Here is a 16,471-nt window from a genome sequence, read left to right on the forward strand (position 1 = left end):
GTTCAGTTTTCAAAGGACAATCTTCGTTCGTTTTCGACATCCGTCAAAAGCGACCTGATTAATATATCACACTCGAATTTGTTTTGCAACTAGTTTTTTTAAAGTTGCTTTCATTCGCCGGCCTGTCTTGCGACCGGAATGAAAATATACCATGGTTTCCGGAGCAATGCAATGTTTTATTTTTCCATATGATCAATAATTGAATCGTCCACAACGCAGCTATTTACTTGTAGATCGTTATAGCTTGCTTCCCAAGCTGCTCCCAGCTCTCGATGAATGGGTGCTTTAGTACCTTTTCTGCCTTTTCTCCTGTCAGCGGGTCATTGACATACACATAGTCTTTATCATACCCCACCATGAGAACCGCATGCTCATCAAACGTGGCTTCAATTAGTGAACCCGCTTGAGAACGCCACTCGACCCATGACTCAGTCGGCTCGAAATTCGATGTTGTCCAGACCATCACCGGGTGGTCATGAGCAATCTGTTCTTCTACAGCTTCAAAATCCCCTCCTGTCAGGTTAAGCACCCCATCTGCAGCAATCGAATTAAGGAGATCTTCTATTGGCTTATTGTAAACACCATATCCTTTTTGATTACCGGTAATATCTCCTACAAAACCGCGATTGGGATCCCCCCACTGCTCAATGTCCCCGCCATCCTCTTCTATCAGTGGAGTTTCATCTACTGGAAGCATTCGGATTAAATCTTTTCGAGTATAGGGCAGTTGTTCGTAGTCGATAAGCATCGCCAAGCTTGTAATCTCACAGCCATTCAAATACTCCGGCAGCTGCGATAGACTATCCACATCGATGAGATGCTCAGTCATCATTACGGACTCTTCTTTCACCTCAGTTGGAGCTTCAAATAGGTAAGATAGCTCTGAAGGAGATTCAGCGGCCGAGTAATCCAACGCGTCTGCAGTACTGAACATTTGACGATAGCTATCATCTGGGAACAGCATGAAAACGGCATATAGGAGGCCTAACCCCAAACTTCGCAAGATCGTCATAAGATCACCACGTTTCTCGATAACTATCATTATTTTTCATTTAACTGTGTCCTCTACTATTTGTCAATTTACAAGGAACGGTTGATTTGACAGTAGGATCAGGTATGGGAGTCGCGATGATGCAATTTATATTTTTTATACATAACTTGCAAATCCGTCTATTTTAAAAAAACATGCTATATTGAAATCGAAGCAAGTGTCGAAAGAATGTATAAAGTCATTATAGAAGGACTAGCACTCACATTGTAAAAACAACTGCGGGTATCAAAGAAAGGATACGGAATGAATTTAATATTAATGGCTGCCATGTCTTTGGTTCCATTGTTTCTTGGTGCGTCCAGCAAAATGGTGTTCAAAACAAAGCTAACGAACGCTATGTTCGTTTTTATGATTTTTATAAGTCTGTGGCAGTTGGATGTGAGCGTTTTATACAGCATCGATCTATTCCATGAAGAAACGATTTTTTTCTCTTTAGATTGTTGAGGATCGGCTCGATCATGCTTCCTCCGGCTTTTTATATGTCGGTTATATGGCGTTGAAATACTTGTCCCGTGCAGAAGGAAGCTGGATGCAATGGATAATCAACAAATATACCTTATGCATGTATTATTGCTGGTCTGTTTATTTTGGCAGGCAATGACGAATTAAATACAAAGGTCAAGGATATGGTTACCCAAATTCAAGTGGCAGGCTCGCACATGAATAGTGTGATCACTCATCATGAGCAGTTCATCAAAAGCGGTAAAATCCATGCATCGGAAACCGAAATTACGGAAATCATTAAGGAAGCACTGGTATTAACTTCAATCAAAACCAAAGAGAACAACGTCCATATAGACCTGATCGAAGAAAAACAGGTTACCGCCATTATAGATAAAGATAAAATCAGGCAAGTGTTTATCAATCTAATCAATAATAGCATCGTGGCCATGGAGGGTAAGGAACACAAAAGCATTACAATCAGAACAAGCAGAAATAACAATGAAATCCATATCCTGTTTGCACAGACAGCGGCTCAGGGATCCCTAAGGAGGCGTGGAATAAAATCTTCGCCCCTTTCCACTCAACTAAAGAAGCAGGCATGGGTTTGGGCTTGCCGATCTGCCAGCGCATAGTTAATTCCCACGGCGGGTATATCGAGATTACCAGGAGCAGTGAGGAAGGGACGGAGATTCGGGTTACCTTGCCTAAAGTATGTTATGAGCGGATTGTTGGTGGTTAGGTTGGGTGAAAAAGAAAACCGGCACATTCCCCCTTTCAGAAAGGGTTTTGTGCCGTTTTTTTCAGAAGCATAATCTGGATCTGCGATGCAACGCTTCAAATTGTTTTTGAGATGGATTTACCCATAACGCTTATGAGATAATTCCTGTTCGTTTCTTTGCTTCAAGACTTCGTCCAAGTACTGTGTGAACTTTGATTCTCCGCTGTACGTCAAGAACAACCATTCCAAAGCCCGGGTCATGCCAATATAGAAAAGAGAGACTTCCCTTTCTTCTATTTCCTCCAGAGGGAACGGCATGCTTTCAATATTGACGATGAACACCACTCGAAAATCAAGACCTTTGGCGCTATCGATGGTAGATATTTTAATCGTGTCTTCATCCCTAACAAAATTACGTTTGGACTCCGCATTTTCTGTAATCCAAGTAAAAGGCAGAAGATGCTCTTTCAAGCTGTTAATAATTTCATCAATATAGGAAATACGGTGACTATTTTTTACCCGATATAGAATCGCGATATCTTGCAATGGGATACTTTTTTGCTGGTGCAGGAAGGTAATAGATTTGGAAACAAAATTCATTTCCTCCTGAATATCGCGAAAACCTTTGATCATAGGCTCAGGACCTTTTCTCTTCGTAGATTGTGGAGGGATAATCTCTACACCTTCGACGGAACCTTCTTGAACCTTGTTCTTAAGCTGGGAATGCTTTTGATAAAAATCCCAGGCGAACTGTACAATTTGTGCTGTATTGCGGTAATTGATCGTAAGAATTTTGGATCGGCCCCGAAAATCAAGACCAGTCTCTTGTGCCAGGCTTGTCTTTCTTTTGAAAATAGCCTGTGCCCGGTCTTCAACCAGAAGCAATGATTGCGTATCTGGATTCAGGCAGCAGCTCAACAGCTTCAGCCAATCCGGTTCAAAATCCTGTCCCTCATCGATCATAATCGCATCGTAGGTTGGGAGAATGGCTTCGTTCTTGCTCGCTTTATCCAATAGAGATGGAATTTCGCTATCCTTCATGCGCAAGCTATTTCTTAACCATTCATGAAAATTATATACCTCTATATTAGATTCCTTGTGAAGACCTGGCGACCCCGAATTCATAAGGTCCAATAAATCATCGGGCTCATTCATTTTCTGATCAATCATTTGCTTTAAGCTTCGGGATAGCGGGATTCCGTAACAGAGCACAAGGATTTTCCATTCCGGATGCTCCTTAGCCAACATCTTCGCGCGGCTGGCAAGAACCAGCGTTTTCCCGCTCCCGGCAACCCCGCGTATAAGCCGATGCTTATCTCCGATCTGCTTCGCCATGTTTTCTTGATAAAGATCCATCGTTTTGATGTTATGTAAAGAGAGAAGCAGCTGATCCTGATGTTTAATAGGAGGCCTATGCTCGGCGCTAATCCGTACTTCAGGAAACAGATGAAATCGGATTGCTTGTATATCTTCATCCGTTAGAATGTTCTTTTTCTGAGTCCAGACCGTGAACATCCCATGAATTTTATCTTGTAAAATTTCCGGCGAAAAACCTTCCTCATCCGGATCAATTTCGTCTCTGCACAGGACAAATTGGGGTTCAATGACTTGGTAAAGATTGTACTTAATAAAATCCTCTTGCTTGAGACGGGTAAAGACCGTACCGTAACCATACGGAAATTTCAAATAGGATCCCGTCTCGCTTACGAGATTTTTGTCTTTTTTCAAATGGTCCTGTATGATTCGAGCGTTGTCTCTTGCTTGTTTCAAGGGGCTTTTCGTTGTGAACAGTTCACCCGCTGTGTTTCGTAAAGTCCATTCGTCATGGTTTACTTGGTACAGTGTACCTTTGGTATAATCTTTAACCTCTAGAATTACTAGCCCCAAATCGGGCCCTATTATGACGAAATCAGGTCTTCTCCCCCGAATCTCCGGCTCATAATATACGATATAATCACTTGGCAAATGATCTTTCAAGCTTTCAAACAAAATACGCTCTCCAGCAGTAGCGCTTTTTGGGATCGTTTCCGGCACCATGTAAGCCATATTCTGTCTCTCCTAGTTCGTAATACCTATAGACACTATTATAGTATACTTTGCCAAATTTACAAAGTATGACAATAACGGTTATTGTTCATTTTTGGGCTACTCATAATTTCTTTTCAACAGTATCATTTATTCATAATAATTGAAAAAAGCTCCGCATTAAGCAATGGCCTTCATTACTTAATGCGGAGCTTATTACGTATTAATTCCCTCTATTTAATTTCAAAGAAGAGCTTAATCACCCAATGCTTTCAATGATCACCGCTACCTGCTGCATACCAGAAGCCACATATTTGTAGCGTACATTGTATTTCGCACAAAATTCTTTGAATGCTTTATGTTCGTGTTCTTTCCAATTAGGATAATTAAAGTATTCGTCAAACACAATAACAGAACCATTTCCTAGTAAGCTATGAAGATTTTCAAAAATAGTAACAGTAGATGAGTAGATATCGCAATCTACGTGCAGTAAATCAATTTTTTTACCTTTATGTTCTGCTGCGAACTTTGGTAAAGTCTGGTCGAACCAACCTTGAAATAGCGTCACGTTTGACCTGACTTCTGGGATGTTAGTCTTAAATGTTCCCTTTTCTAGAAAATAGCCATCCCAATCCTCCGGCAAGCCCTCAAATGAATCAAAACCGTAAATCTGCGCTGCAGGGAAGCGGTCCGCCATAAAATTGATAGATTTGCCCGCATAAACGCCACATTCTACAATGAAACTGTTTTGTGGAATATATTTTAGACAATGTTCCAGCACTTTTAGTTTTTCTCCCCACGTTTTCATGGGAATGAGCATTGCTTCTTTCATATTTTGTTCTATATATTCTGCTGACTCTTTGGCAGCCTTTTGCTTTAGAAGTATATAGGGATTGTACATCGGATTAAAATCTTCCATCATAAAACGTGCTAACTCAGTGTGTGTTTTGGAGTTTTGCAGCATGCGGTTAATTATTTGATAATCTTCATTAAAAAACTTCTTTATGCCATCATGTATGGATTTTTCCATGACGTTAGCTTGTTTTTGGTTAGTATCGTCTACCGCGGTTCGAATTGCTTCAACTAGAAACAATTTTAATTTCGTCTTAATCCTATTAACAATGGACAATTAAACCTACTCCTCTGCAATCCTTCGATTATTTAATATGACCTGCCACATATTCCCATATTTTATTACCGCTTGTTCCGTCAGCATTGGCTAAACTGGAACAAACCTCTTTACGTTGTTTCTCACTCCAGTCATAACTGCCGCTAACCATATTGACAAATGATCCTAGAGGAAAAGATGAACTATTAAAAGTGCTTCTCAAATCTACGCCCTCTTTTGGGGGATGCGGATATCGACAAACAGCATTCCGTTGCTCATCCTGCTCTCTTGGCAATACAACATTGATCTCCTTGACTTCCCCAGTTCTTAAATGAACCCCTACTAATGTCGGGGCGGTAACAGGACAAAACCAAATCCAATCCTCACTAAGAACGGCTCCCGAATACAAAGTATCATTTACCTTCATTGCCCTATTACGCTCAATAGAGTGAAGCGGATACCAGGAGTTAATGATAGCCCAAGTTGATTTTTCAATATCTGTGTAGACCGATGATATTTCATTGTTTTTAGTAGAGATTTTTATAATCATGTTTGCATCATGCGGTACAAGCCAGATATGTTCACCATCAAAAACCACATCAGCAAACGGCTTTGCTCCTCCGTCAAAACCATCTGGCCAGCGGTCATATAGAGTCGATGCATTGGTTAGAGGGTTCCATCTATACACCCTGGAATAATTCTCCTCAATCAACCATAAATCATGCCCATCAGAAATAACGGCTTTGACAGAATTCTGGAGAAATTCCGGATCTTGTTGAGTCATTTCTCCTGTGACAGGATTTATCTGTAGAAGGGTTCTTTTCCCGCGCAATGTAACCCAGAGAAGATCTTTATGGATTGTACCATCTAAGCATAAGGGCTCCTGATCCGAACCAATGAAATCATCAGGGGCCACCTCATATCCCATCATCTCCCCAGTTTTCATATGAAGTCGAACTATTGTAGTAGATTGAGCAGGTAGCATCCATAAATAATCTTCATACCGCACTGCAGTACTAAAACATCTTTCTCCCAGATTAAGCATGGGCGGGAGCTTGTACGATTTCATCTCGTCTGTTTTACGGTCATAGCTTATGACTTCAGAAGACCGGTCAGGAACGAACCATAGGGTATCCTGATAATTACATACTTTAATAAATAACTGCGGGTCGATATAGCTCCTATTAAAGAAGTCATGTTTGTGAGTTAATTTTCCCGTTGTGAGATCCAATGAGAAAAAGCTCCCTCGGTTACTTGCAGGAAAACATAATTTATTATCGGATACAATCCCCGGATTCACCGTAATAGGGATAGTGGACTCCTCCTTATGATCTAACCACGCTGAATGAACTCCCCAATTATCTAGAGTAGATTTAATATTAGGGAAAAGCTTGAGTATCGGTTTTCCCGTAACAGCATAAGGAGCAATAACCGAACTAAAGTCACCTATATAAGCATCCGAGAGAATGATGGCAGTATGCATGTCCTGGGATTCATCATATACGGCATTTGGCATTTTTTTAAATTCTTCGACAAGCAATAAATATGAATCCAAAAGGTGCGGTAACATTGACTGCAATGTCTTTATGCTCAGAGGATGAGGACGCCAGATCAGAGCAATATCCTGTCTTTTTTGAAAGAAACGGAAAATTTCCTCCATGCTTTTAATGATGTCCTCTTTTTCGTTCAAGAGCCTGCCCAAAGTGGAATTGAACAAAAATACGGTTCTTCCTTTCAGCGCCCCTTCCCACTCTAAGGGCATCGGAGTACCTTCCTGCATTCTGTTGTAAACATAGTCAATTTTGGGCGAACCCAAAGCAACGACCTGACTCGGCTGTACCTCTCCGGATTCCAAAAATTCTTGCCTTGTCGATTCTGATTGGACAAAGATTTTCCAGGCATTCTTGTAACTTGGAAGACGGAAGGAATGAATGATTTTCCCTAATGAAACATAGTAAGGTATGTACACCAGCTTATCCGTATAATTAATCAAATTCGAGCTAAAAAAATGGGGATGGACCATTGTCACTGTATTACAGTCATCATATGGATTATGAATAAAAATAACATCCGGCCGCTGCGAACTTAAATCATAGTCGTTATAATGCGTGACTTCAACGTATGAGGGAAACCGGTCCCCATCGTATTCAGCAGACACTGCCTCTCCCTTCGAATCAAAGGTATAATACGGAATCGGGATCGTTCTAACCATACAGGTTGGATCTGCACTAGCCGCGCGCCACACACTATCAAGAGCATCCCACATTTCAGCCTTATAGGGAAGAAAAACAATTTCATAATGAACTTGGACAAACTCTTCAATCCACATTGAGAGCAACTCTGCGGATTTGTATGCCCCCACAAAGTTCCTCTTTCTTATATCTGCCTCGCAGGCTGCGCAAAACGACATATATTCCTTGTCTTGCACCTCTCCTAACTGCGATGCGATATGAGCAATGCATGCCAAACAGTCGTCCTGCAAATACTCTGCCGTGCTGGCTTCCGGTGTATTTAAGAACTGAAGGGCTTCCTTTAACGTATCGGTGAGTTCCAAGACTTGCTTCTTATGCTCAATTCGCACAGGAACACTCTTCCTTTCAACTTTTCAAATATGTATTAACCACTACAGATTTTTTGCTTTTTTTCGACATTTCTCCTCGCTTTGCACACATTATATCCGACCTAAATCGCTTTGTCACACGGTTTGTATTACTACGCAGGTAAATATATGCAATTTCTAATATAGCTAATGTTTTCCTCGAAACATGTCGATATAAGTAAAAAGAGTATATATTGTATTATCGGAATTTTGACCACAATCTCTTAAGCATTAAAACAACATTTATCCAATGGGGGAATTTATTGTGATCATTACCAAAACCCCGTTCCGTGTAAGTTTCTGCGGAGGCGGAAGCGACATGGCATCTTTTTATGAAAAGCACGGAGGCTGCGTCCTAAGCGTTTCGATCAATAAGTACATGTACATATCTGTACATCCCTACTTTGACGCAAAGTATACGGCCCTTAAATACTCAGAGAATGAGATAGTTGATGATATATCGAAAATCCAACATAAAATTCTTAACAGCGTATTGAATCAAAAAAATATATCTGGTGTTGAAATTACCAGCACAGCGGATGTTCCCGCTGGAACTGGGCTTGGGTCATCCAGCACCTTTACAGTAGGATTACTCCATGCTTTATCTTGCTACGAAGGAAAATATGTATCCAAGGCAAGACTAGCCGAAGAAGCCTGTGACATTGAAATCAATAAGCTAGGGGCACCGATTGGCAAACAAGATCAATATGCCGCTGCTTTCGGAGGGCTTAACTTTATTCGTTTTAATAGAAACGGCAATGTATCGGTCGAACCTATTGTAATGAAACCGGAAACATACACAAAATTGCAAAATAACTTGCTGATGTTTTACACAGGAACATCACGCTCGGCCAACACCATTCTTAGTGAACAAAAGCAGAATATTAGCCAGCAGGATAAAGTCAACAACCTGATCCAGATGTGCGGGCTTGCAGAGGAAATGAAGACTGCCCTCGAACAAAACGATTTGTCCTCATTCGGCCATATTTTGAATCGGGGTTGGATTTTAAAGAAAACACTAGCATCGGGAATATCTAACCCTGAGATTGATAGAGCTTACAACATAGCAATGGAAAATGGCGCGTTAGGCGGTAAGCTTCTAGGGGCTGGGGGCGGCGGATTCCTTCTTTTCTACTGCGAGCCCGAGAATCAGGAAAAAGTAAGAGCATCCATAGGCCTGAAAAAGATGGATATGAGATTCGAATATGACGGATCTTCTGTCATTCACATTGGAGATAAATATTGGGGCTAATGAAAAGTCTGGAGGGTGATTGCTTTGAAAATGCTTGTAGCGGGAGGAGCCGGCTTTATCGGAAGCCATCTCATTGATGCGCTGCTCGAAGAAGGGCATGAAGTCGTATGCATAGATAATTTTTTTATTGGTACAAGGAAGAACATCGAACATCTGCAAAACCATCCTCACTTTAGTTTCTATGAGCAGGATCTTTGTGATTTCGAAGCGCTTTCTGGCGTATTCAACAAGGAGAAATTCGATTTTGTATTTCATCTTGCAGCGAATTCAGACATTCAGGCAAGTGCCAAAAATCCGCAGATAGAATATCACAAAACCTATACAACAACGTTCAATCTGTTGGAATGCATGAGGGTTCATGAGGTCAAGAAGTTATTCTTCGCCTCTACGTCTGCTGTTTACGGTGAGAAAGAAGGCGTCCATGTAGCAGAGAATTCCACCCCTTTGGAACCGATTTCTTACTATGGTGCCGCTAAGCTTGGGTCGGAAGCATTGATCTCTGCTTATACCTACATGAATCAAATGTCCGCGTTGGTTTTCCGTTTCCCTAACGTTATCGGTCCTAGACTGACCCACGGAGTTATCTACGATTTCATTAAGAAACTAACGGAAAATCCCAACGAGCTGCAAATCCTTGGAGACGGAACTCAGGCCAAGCCTTATATGCATGTATCTGATCTGATCAATGGAATCGTCTTGCTCAAGGACAAGCTTGAAGAAGGAGTTGCGTTATATAACATCGGAGTAGAGACTCAAACAACCGTTACAAGAATCGCCGACATTGTATGCAAAAAGATGAAGCTTGCCAATGTGAAGTATAACTATACTGGCGGGCGCGGGGGCTGGAAAGGAGACGTTCCGGTCTTTGCATATAATCTCGATAAAATTCATTCGATAGGTTGGCAAGCCAAATGGACTTCTGATGAGGCAGTTGCTAAGACGGTTGAGGAGGTCATTTGATGCAGGCTGTCATTATGGCAGGTGGCAAAGGAACACGCCTTCGGTCAATTACAAACGACGAAATCCCTAAACCTATGGCTCCCATCAATGGTAGGACGATATTAGAATGGCAGGTTGAGAACCTAAAGGCGAGCCATATTTCCAAGATCTTAATGGTAACGGGTCATTTGGGAGAAAAAATCGAAGAGCATTTTGGCGATGGGTCCCGTTATGGTGTGGACATCACTTACTTCCGTGAGGAAAAGCCGCTCGGTACGGCAGGGGCTTTATCTTATCTAAAAGATTGGCTGACGGAGGATTATTTTCTTCTTGTCTACGGGGATGTCCTTTTTGATATTGACCTGAGGAGGATGGAGGAATTCCACCTCGAGAGGAGATCGAGTGCAACTTTGTTCGTGCATCCGAATTCCCATCCCTACGACTCCGATTTAGTTGTAACGGATGAGACTCACAGGGTCATCGGATTTGACTCCAAGCATAACAAACGGGACTACTGGTATAACAACAGCGTCAACGCAGGTTTGTACATCATAGGCAGAGACATTTGCGATATGGTTAATAAAGATGATAAGACGGACCTTGAGAAGGACCTGCTAATGCCCTTAGCTGAAAGGCGCGGCTCCATCTATGCTTATCGATCCCCAGAATATATTAAGGATGTAGGAACACCTGACCGTATTGCGTCGGCCGCAGAAGACTTATCCAGCGGTTTCGTAGCATCTAGAAATTTGAAGAATAAACAAAAATGCATGTTTCTTGACCGAGACGGGACCATCAATCAGCACAGAGGTCTCATCAGTAACGAAGAAGATTTTGTTCTTGAGGAGCATGCTGTAGAAGCAATTAATCTAATTAATAGGTCAGGATATCTCGCGATCGTCGTTACCAATCAGCCCGTTGTTGCACGTGGTCTTTGTGATATTCTGGATGTAATTCATATCCACAACAAAATGCAGACCCTCCTTGGACAGCATGGTGCACTGTTGGACGATATCCTATTCTGCCCTCATCACCCGGATAAGGGATACCCGGAAGAAAACCCGCTGTATAAGATTGCATGCGGCTGTAGAAAGCCCGGTACGGAATTGATTGATACATGCGTTGAAAAGTATAATATCGATCTCGCCTCCTCTTGGTATGTGGGAGATACAACCATAGATGTTCAGACCGGGAAAAACGCAGGCATGCGAACGGCATTAGTATTAACCGGAGAAGCAGGTAGGGACAAGAAATATGATGCTCAATCCGATTTGACGTGTAACCATTTGCTAGAAGCCGTGCAATCTATATTAAAAATAAAGGACTGCTGACAATGGACTATAGAGCGGATATTCAAACCTATATTGAACACGAAATTAATACATTAAGACGTTTGGACATTAATGCTATTAATGATGCTATGAATTTGATTATGAAGACGTACGAAGCAGAGAATACGATTTATATTTTCGGTAACGGTGGCAGCTCTACTACGGCATCTCACTATCAGAACGATTTCAACAAAGGCATTTCTGAATATGTGGGGAAGAAATTCAACTTCCATTGTCTCAATGATAATGTCGCAACGATGATGGCGATTGCCAACGATATAGGATTTGAGGAAGTATTCCGGTTCCAGCTTCGTGGACGCATTAAGCCCGGCGACCTCGTTATGGCCATTTCGGGAAGCGGTAACTCCAAGAATATTATTAATGCGGTAGAGTTTGCGAAGGAACGCGGGAATAAAGTCATTGGTCTGACCGGATATGATGGAGGGAAGTTAAAGCAGCTCTCCGATATTTCTTTACACGTACCGATCGATAGTATGCAAATTACCGAAGATATTCATCTAGTTCTGGACCATCTGATCATGTCTATTTTCTATAAGACACTATGCGGGATACCTCATATGAAGGAAAAGGAACAGTTGAAACATATAATATAATGTCGGTAACAACTCAAATGGGGGGGATACTGTTTGAACCAGCTGTGGCAATTTACCTATACGTTATCCGATACCGACCGGCAAATTCTTGATCGGATCAATGGAATGCTTGGTCAATGGGATACCTACCCTTTCCTAGACGTTCTTCAAGCATACCGGGAGCTTGATTATCTGCTGAAACGCAGCTTCCTCACTCTCATTCAAGATATGCCAACGAAACAAGCCTATTCTATTCTGCATGATATTTGGCTGGAGTCAACCAAAGATCTGCAAGCATTTTATGCCGAACGTAATCTTTTACCTAATTCTAATGATTCGGTTAAACTAAGAGATTTAATTGAGTTAAGCTTTTTTCATGCGCAGCAGTTACTGAATCGGCCTGTAGCTCCCCTTTCTGTAACTCCCGTTATCAGTGTTATATTGCCGGTGCACCGGTCCCAGCAGTATCTTTGGGAAGCCCTTCGCTCCATCTATGAGCAGACATTCCAGGATTTTGAACTCATCCTTGTGAACGGGTATCAGAATGACGATCCCCTTGAAGCCATATTGTCTGTTTTTGAAGATACGCGTACGCTTATTGTTCAGGAAACGGAAAAAGCTCGTCTGGGTGCATCACTAAACCTTGGGATTAGGCATGCCAAAGGTGACTTTATTGCCCGTATGGACTCAGATGATATTGCGCATCCCGAGCGTTTCGCCAAACAAATCGAATTTCTTCAAGCTCATCCTGAAATAGATTTTTGCGGTACACAGTGCCGTGCATTCGGAACCGTCAACAACTGGAATAATAAACCTTACCCGCTGCTGCATCAGGAGCTGCAATGCCGGTCCCTGAAATTTTGCAGCTTTATTCATCCCAGTGTGATGTGGCGTAAGGATAAGTTTTTTGAAAAAAACTTGTGGTATAACGAGGATGTTTTGGCTGAGGATACCGATTTGTTCGCACGAGTGGTCTATTCTTTAAACACTGCGAATCTGCAGGACACGCTCTTGTTGTATCGCAGAGAAGGAGCTAATCTCTCCATCGAGGTTCTTAAAAAGAAGAATAACAATAATCAAAGCCTCGCCGTTATCCAAAACATCATGCTGGAGCGTAATACCAGGGCTGCACTCTATCAATCTCTGAATCAGGAAGAATTGAGCCTTATTCAAAACAAGACCATAGACTCCTTTACCTATAAAGATGCTTTGCAGATTTTCAAGTACCGGTTGGGACGGCAAGACTTATCCGATCTGCTGCCGCCGGATACAAGTGAATCTGAAACCGTTTTTCTTGCAAACTTAAATAACCGCATACCTGTCATTTGGGGATACGGATGGAATGGACAAGTACTGGAATATACGCTGCAAGAACAAGGCTTCAAGGATTACCGAATTGTTGATCAGCGCATGCAAGAGCTTGGGATAAGACTCGACTCCCCACACGCTATGGAGCTTAAAGAATTAGAATCAAAGCAAGACGCTTACTATATTCTGATTTCGATGGACAAGCATTTCCCCGAAGTTACCGATCGGCTGGAGCGTTACGGATATGCACCACACAAAGACTATATTGAATATTTCGTTTAAGGGAGAGGGAGCTTGTGACCAAAGCAATCCTTATGGCCGCGGGGCGCGGTACAAGAATCAGCAGGGATATAGATGGAAATTGTAAATGCACGTTGGATATCGGCGGTACGACGCTGATCCAGCATACCGTTCAGATGCTCCTTAAGCATGGAATCGAAGTACATATCGTTGTAGGTTACCAAAAAGAACGTATTATTGAGGCTTTAAAAGGCTTGCCCGTCAAGATTCATGAGAATCATTTTTATTCCGTTACGAACAGTTTATCCTCCCTTTGGTTTGCCAAGGACGAATTATGCGGAGATGCTATTATTCTGGGTAATGCCGACGTATTTTGGGAAGAAAACCTACTCCCTATTTTATTAGAAGATGACAGGGATTGCGTCATGCTCTCCGATTCCAGCCGTGTGGAGCAAGGTGATTACCTTTTCCGGGTTGAAAATGGCGCAGTCCGTGAATACGGAAAAGGACTGGATAAAAATAAGGCCAACTGCGAATATGTCGGACTTGCTAAGATTCAGGGACCCTTTATAAGGGAGTGCAAAGCTGAGCTCACCTACATGATCGAAGCTCAGCGGCACAACGCCTGGTGGGAACAAATTCTATATAACATGATCCCCGGACGCAGCATCTGGACGAGTGATATTGCAGGTCATTTCTGGGCGGAAATTGACTTTATCGAGGACTATCAACGCATCTTGAATTACAGAGAGGTGAAACTGGCCAGATGAAGAGCCCGAAGATCAGTGTTATCATTCCCGCTTGGAACGCCGAGCCCTACCTGGCCCGGTGTTTAGATTCGCTTCAAGGACAGACCTTTTCAGATTTTGAGGTTATTATCGTCGATGTGGAATCTACAGACCAAACTGCTGCCATAGCACAAGCCTATGCACAAGAAGATGATAGGTTTTTTTATTATTCTTACCAATTCTCTCCATGCGGTATCGGCAGAAACTTCGGAATGGAAAAGGCTCGTTCACCGTATATTTCCTTTGCCGATTCAGACGATATTTTGGAGCCGGACATGCTAGAAAGCTTGTATTCTGCTGCGATCAATGAGAATGCAGATATCGTTGTCTGTGACTTTAACATGGTCTATCCGGATAAGCACATCGCATCCTTCTCTCGGCTTCAAGATAGTACGATTCAGCTTTCGGACGAAAACCTGGCTGATTATTATTTCCAGTTTAACGCCGCCCCCAAGCCAAATAACTATGCATGGTCCCGTCTTTACCGGAGAGAGTTTATTCAACAGACCGGCATTCTCTTCCGGCACGTACTAACAAGCGAAGACCATCTGTTCAATCTGATGCTTAGCTGCTCTCACCCGCGCATTTCGCACATCGGGAAAGCTTTATATAACTATATTCAAAGAGAAGACTCTTCCGTGCGTCTAACTGCAAAGAATACTGATCAGGGTAAAACCTACTTTTCCGTATTTGATATCGCCAGAACCTTTTTGGAAGGAATCGATAAGGAATTTGTAGCCCCTATACTAGGAATCTACGCGTTTACTAGAATAAGAAGCATCGTCTTTTATGGACAATTGGCCTCCCTTCCCGAGGATAAGCTGCAAGAATCCTTAATGAGCTTCCTTGAAGGCGAAAAGGTCGAATATTATTTGTCTCTCTGTCAGAAAAACGGCTATATCCAGCATTATTGTCTCATGCACGGCATTCAACCCGAACAAGAGCAACTATTCGATGAACTTCTTGCCTTATGCTTGAAGAAGGAGAAGATTACGTTAGACAGAGGTTGGTTTGCATGAGTCCTTCCGTCAGCATCATTGTACCTATTTATAATACCGAAGCTTACCTCCCCCGCTGCCTGGATTCTCTCATAGGACAAACTCTTAGCAATGTAGAAATTTTGTTGTTGGTCGATGGAAACTCTAGTGAGGAAAGCAGGAATATCGCAGAGGAGTACGGTAAGAAAGACAGTCGAATGAAAATTCTAAGCACTCTGGCTTATGGGGCAAGTGCTGTACGTAATGTAGGTTTACAGTACGCACAAGGGGAGTATATCGGCTTTGTAGATTCGGATGATTATGTTAAGCCAGAGATGTTTGAGGAACTCTACTCCTTTGCTTTGACCCACTCACTCGATATTGCTGTAAGTGGGATACTGCGAGACAATGACAATTCGGAGCCAATACAGACTCAGATGCTGTATTCGGAAGAAATCACCCTCGCTTCCGAGATGACGCGGCGTAATTTTATGTATAAATGGGTGTTGTCAGCCCAGGCTAATCCTGTTTGGAACAAATTGTATCGGAGAGCTTTCCTGCAACAGTACGATTTGGCTTTTAATGAAAGGGTTCGAATGGGTGAAGACGCCGTGTTTAATACAAGCTGCTTTTCATTAGCCGATTCTGCTGGTTCCATAAGTCAAGCTTATTATGTTTACTATAACCGTCCAAGCTCCCAAATGTACACCATACAAGCTATGGATACATTGAGAGACTTCCAGCTTCGCTGGGAGGTGTTCCAAAGCTGCTCCGGGCGCATTCCGAACGGTGATACGCTGCTTGCTATGGCTTCCCTGCGCCTTATTGCTAACGCGATTTACATTTACAAAATTAGAAATCAGCCATTAGAGGATGCCTGCGATTTTGCCGAGCTTTTAATTTCTAGACTTGGATTGCAGCCATTTCTTGAGCTTGCACTTCAGCCTGAGGTATTACCTGTCTTTGCCAAGGAGTGCCATATGAATGAAACGGCCCTGCACAATTTCAGAAAATTTGCGGAATCTGCGTATCATGGAAAAGAAAAGCTGCTGGAGTGGCAATTGTACTTTAAAAATGTTATAGAAAAGAAGGGCTGAC

Annotated in this window: 14 protein-coding genes; 10 read left to right on the top strand and 4 right to left on the bottom strand. The window is 42.3% G+C overall.

All coding sequences use genetic code 11. The features are described 5' to 3' along the window. Nucleotides 1-223 precede the first annotated feature (223 nt). Complete coding sequence (locus ABEA66_RS27140; RefSeq protein WP_179136268.1) at nt 224-1,012, bottom strand: C39 family peptidase; 789 nt, start codon at nt 1,010-1,012, stop codon at nt 224-226. Nucleotides 1,013-1,638: 626 nt separating this feature from the next. On the opposite strand from ABEA66_RS27140, the gene ABEA66_RS27145 reads away from it, so the two are divergent. Next, a complete protein-coding gene (locus tag ABEA66_RS27145; protein ID WP_345592497.1) occupies nt 1,639-2,127 on the top strand; it encodes a sensor histidine kinase in 489 nt (162 codons plus the stop codon). Continuing rightward, the gene (locus ABEA66_RS36425; RefSeq protein WP_425571511.1) at nt 2,058-2,234 is read left to right on the top strand and encodes an ATP-binding protein; all 177 of its coding nucleotides are present in this window, start codon (nt 2,058-2,060) and stop codon (nt 2,232-2,234) included. Before ABEA66_RS27145 ends, ABEA66_RS36425 begins: the two co-directional genes overlap by 70 nt. A 117-nt stretch (nt 2,235-2,351) precedes the next feature. Here the strand turns inward: ABEA66_RS36425 and ABEA66_RS27150 are convergent, their stop codons facing one another. The 3 genes from ABEA66_RS27150 to ABEA66_RS27160 form a co-directional block, all read right to left on the bottom strand. Then, a complete protein-coding gene (locus tag ABEA66_RS27150; protein ID WP_345592499.1) occupies nt 2,352-4,259 on the bottom strand; it encodes a 3'-5' exonuclease in 1,908 nt (635 codons plus the stop codon). Between the two features lie 238 nt (nt 4,260-4,497). Then, a complete protein-coding gene (locus ABEA66_RS27155) occupies nt 4,498-5,367 on the bottom strand; it encodes a class I SAM-dependent methyltransferase (protein ID WP_345592501.1) in 870 nt (289 codons plus the stop codon). A gap of 28 nt (nt 5,368-5,395) precedes the next feature. Further along, entirely contained in the window at nt 5,396-7,927 is a 2,532-nt protein-coding gene (locus ABEA66_RS27160) for a CDP-glycerol glycerophosphotransferase family protein (protein ID WP_345592503.1), read from the bottom strand. A gap of 283 nt (nt 7,928-8,210) precedes the next feature. Here ABEA66_RS27160 and ABEA66_RS27165 point away from each other — a divergent pair, with 283 nt between their 5' ends. From ABEA66_RS27165 to ABEA66_RS27200, 8 genes are read left to right on the top strand one after another with little or no spacing between them, the layout of a single operon-like run. After that, a complete protein-coding gene (locus ABEA66_RS27165) occupies nt 8,211-9,197 on the top strand; it encodes a GHMP family kinase ATP-binding protein (protein ID WP_345592505.1) in 987 nt (328 codons plus the stop codon). A 30-nt stretch (nt 9,198-9,227) separates the two neighbouring features. After that, on the top strand, nt 9,228-10,157 hold the full coding sequence (locus ABEA66_RS27170) for an NAD-dependent epimerase/dehydratase family protein (protein ID WP_345592714.1): 930 nt from the start codon (nt 9,228-9,230) through the stop codon (nt 10,155-10,157). Further along, entirely contained in the window at nt 10,157-11,467 is a 1,311-nt protein-coding gene (locus ABEA66_RS27175) for an HAD-IIIA family hydrolase (RefSeq protein WP_345592507.1), read from the top strand. The genes ABEA66_RS27170 and ABEA66_RS27175 overlap by 1 nt, the downstream gene beginning before the upstream one ends. A gap of 2 nt (nt 11,468-11,469) precedes the next feature. Beyond that, the gene (locus ABEA66_RS27180) at nt 11,470-12,081 is read left to right on the top strand and encodes a D-sedoheptulose-7-phosphate isomerase (protein ID WP_345592509.1); all 612 of its coding nucleotides are present in this window, start codon (nt 11,470-11,472) and stop codon (nt 12,079-12,081) included. A gap of 33 nt (nt 12,082-12,114) precedes the next feature. After that, complete coding sequence (locus tag ABEA66_RS27185) at nt 12,115-13,650, top strand: glycosyltransferase (protein WP_345592511.1); 1,536 nt, start codon at nt 12,115-12,117, stop codon at nt 13,648-13,650. 32 nt (nt 13,651-13,682) lie between these two features. Then, nucleotides 13,683-14,378, top strand: a complete 696-nt coding sequence (locus tag ABEA66_RS27190; RefSeq protein WP_345592716.1) for a phosphocholine cytidylyltransferase family protein — start codon at nt 13,683-13,685, stop codon at nt 14,376-14,378. After that, nucleotides 14,375-15,415 (top strand): glycosyltransferase family 2 protein, encoded by a 1,041-nt coding sequence (locus ABEA66_RS27195; RefSeq protein ID WP_345592513.1) that lies wholly within the window; start codon nt 14,375-14,377, stop codon nt 15,413-15,415. The genes ABEA66_RS27190 and ABEA66_RS27195 overlap by 4 nt, the downstream gene beginning before the upstream one ends. Beyond that, nucleotides 15,412-16,470 (top strand): glycosyltransferase, encoded by a 1,059-nt coding sequence (locus tag ABEA66_RS27200; protein ID WP_345592515.1) that lies wholly within the window; start codon nt 15,412-15,414, stop codon nt 16,468-16,470. Before ABEA66_RS27195 ends, ABEA66_RS27200 begins: the two co-directional genes overlap by 4 nt. The last annotated feature ends 1 nt before the right edge of the window (nt 16,471 follow it).

The sequence above is a fragment of the Paenibacillus vulneris genome, from assembly GCF_039543185.1.
In the GTDB taxonomy this organism is placed as follows: Bacteria; Bacillota; Bacilli; order Paenibacillales; family NBRC-103111; genus Paenibacillus_S; species Paenibacillus_S vulneris.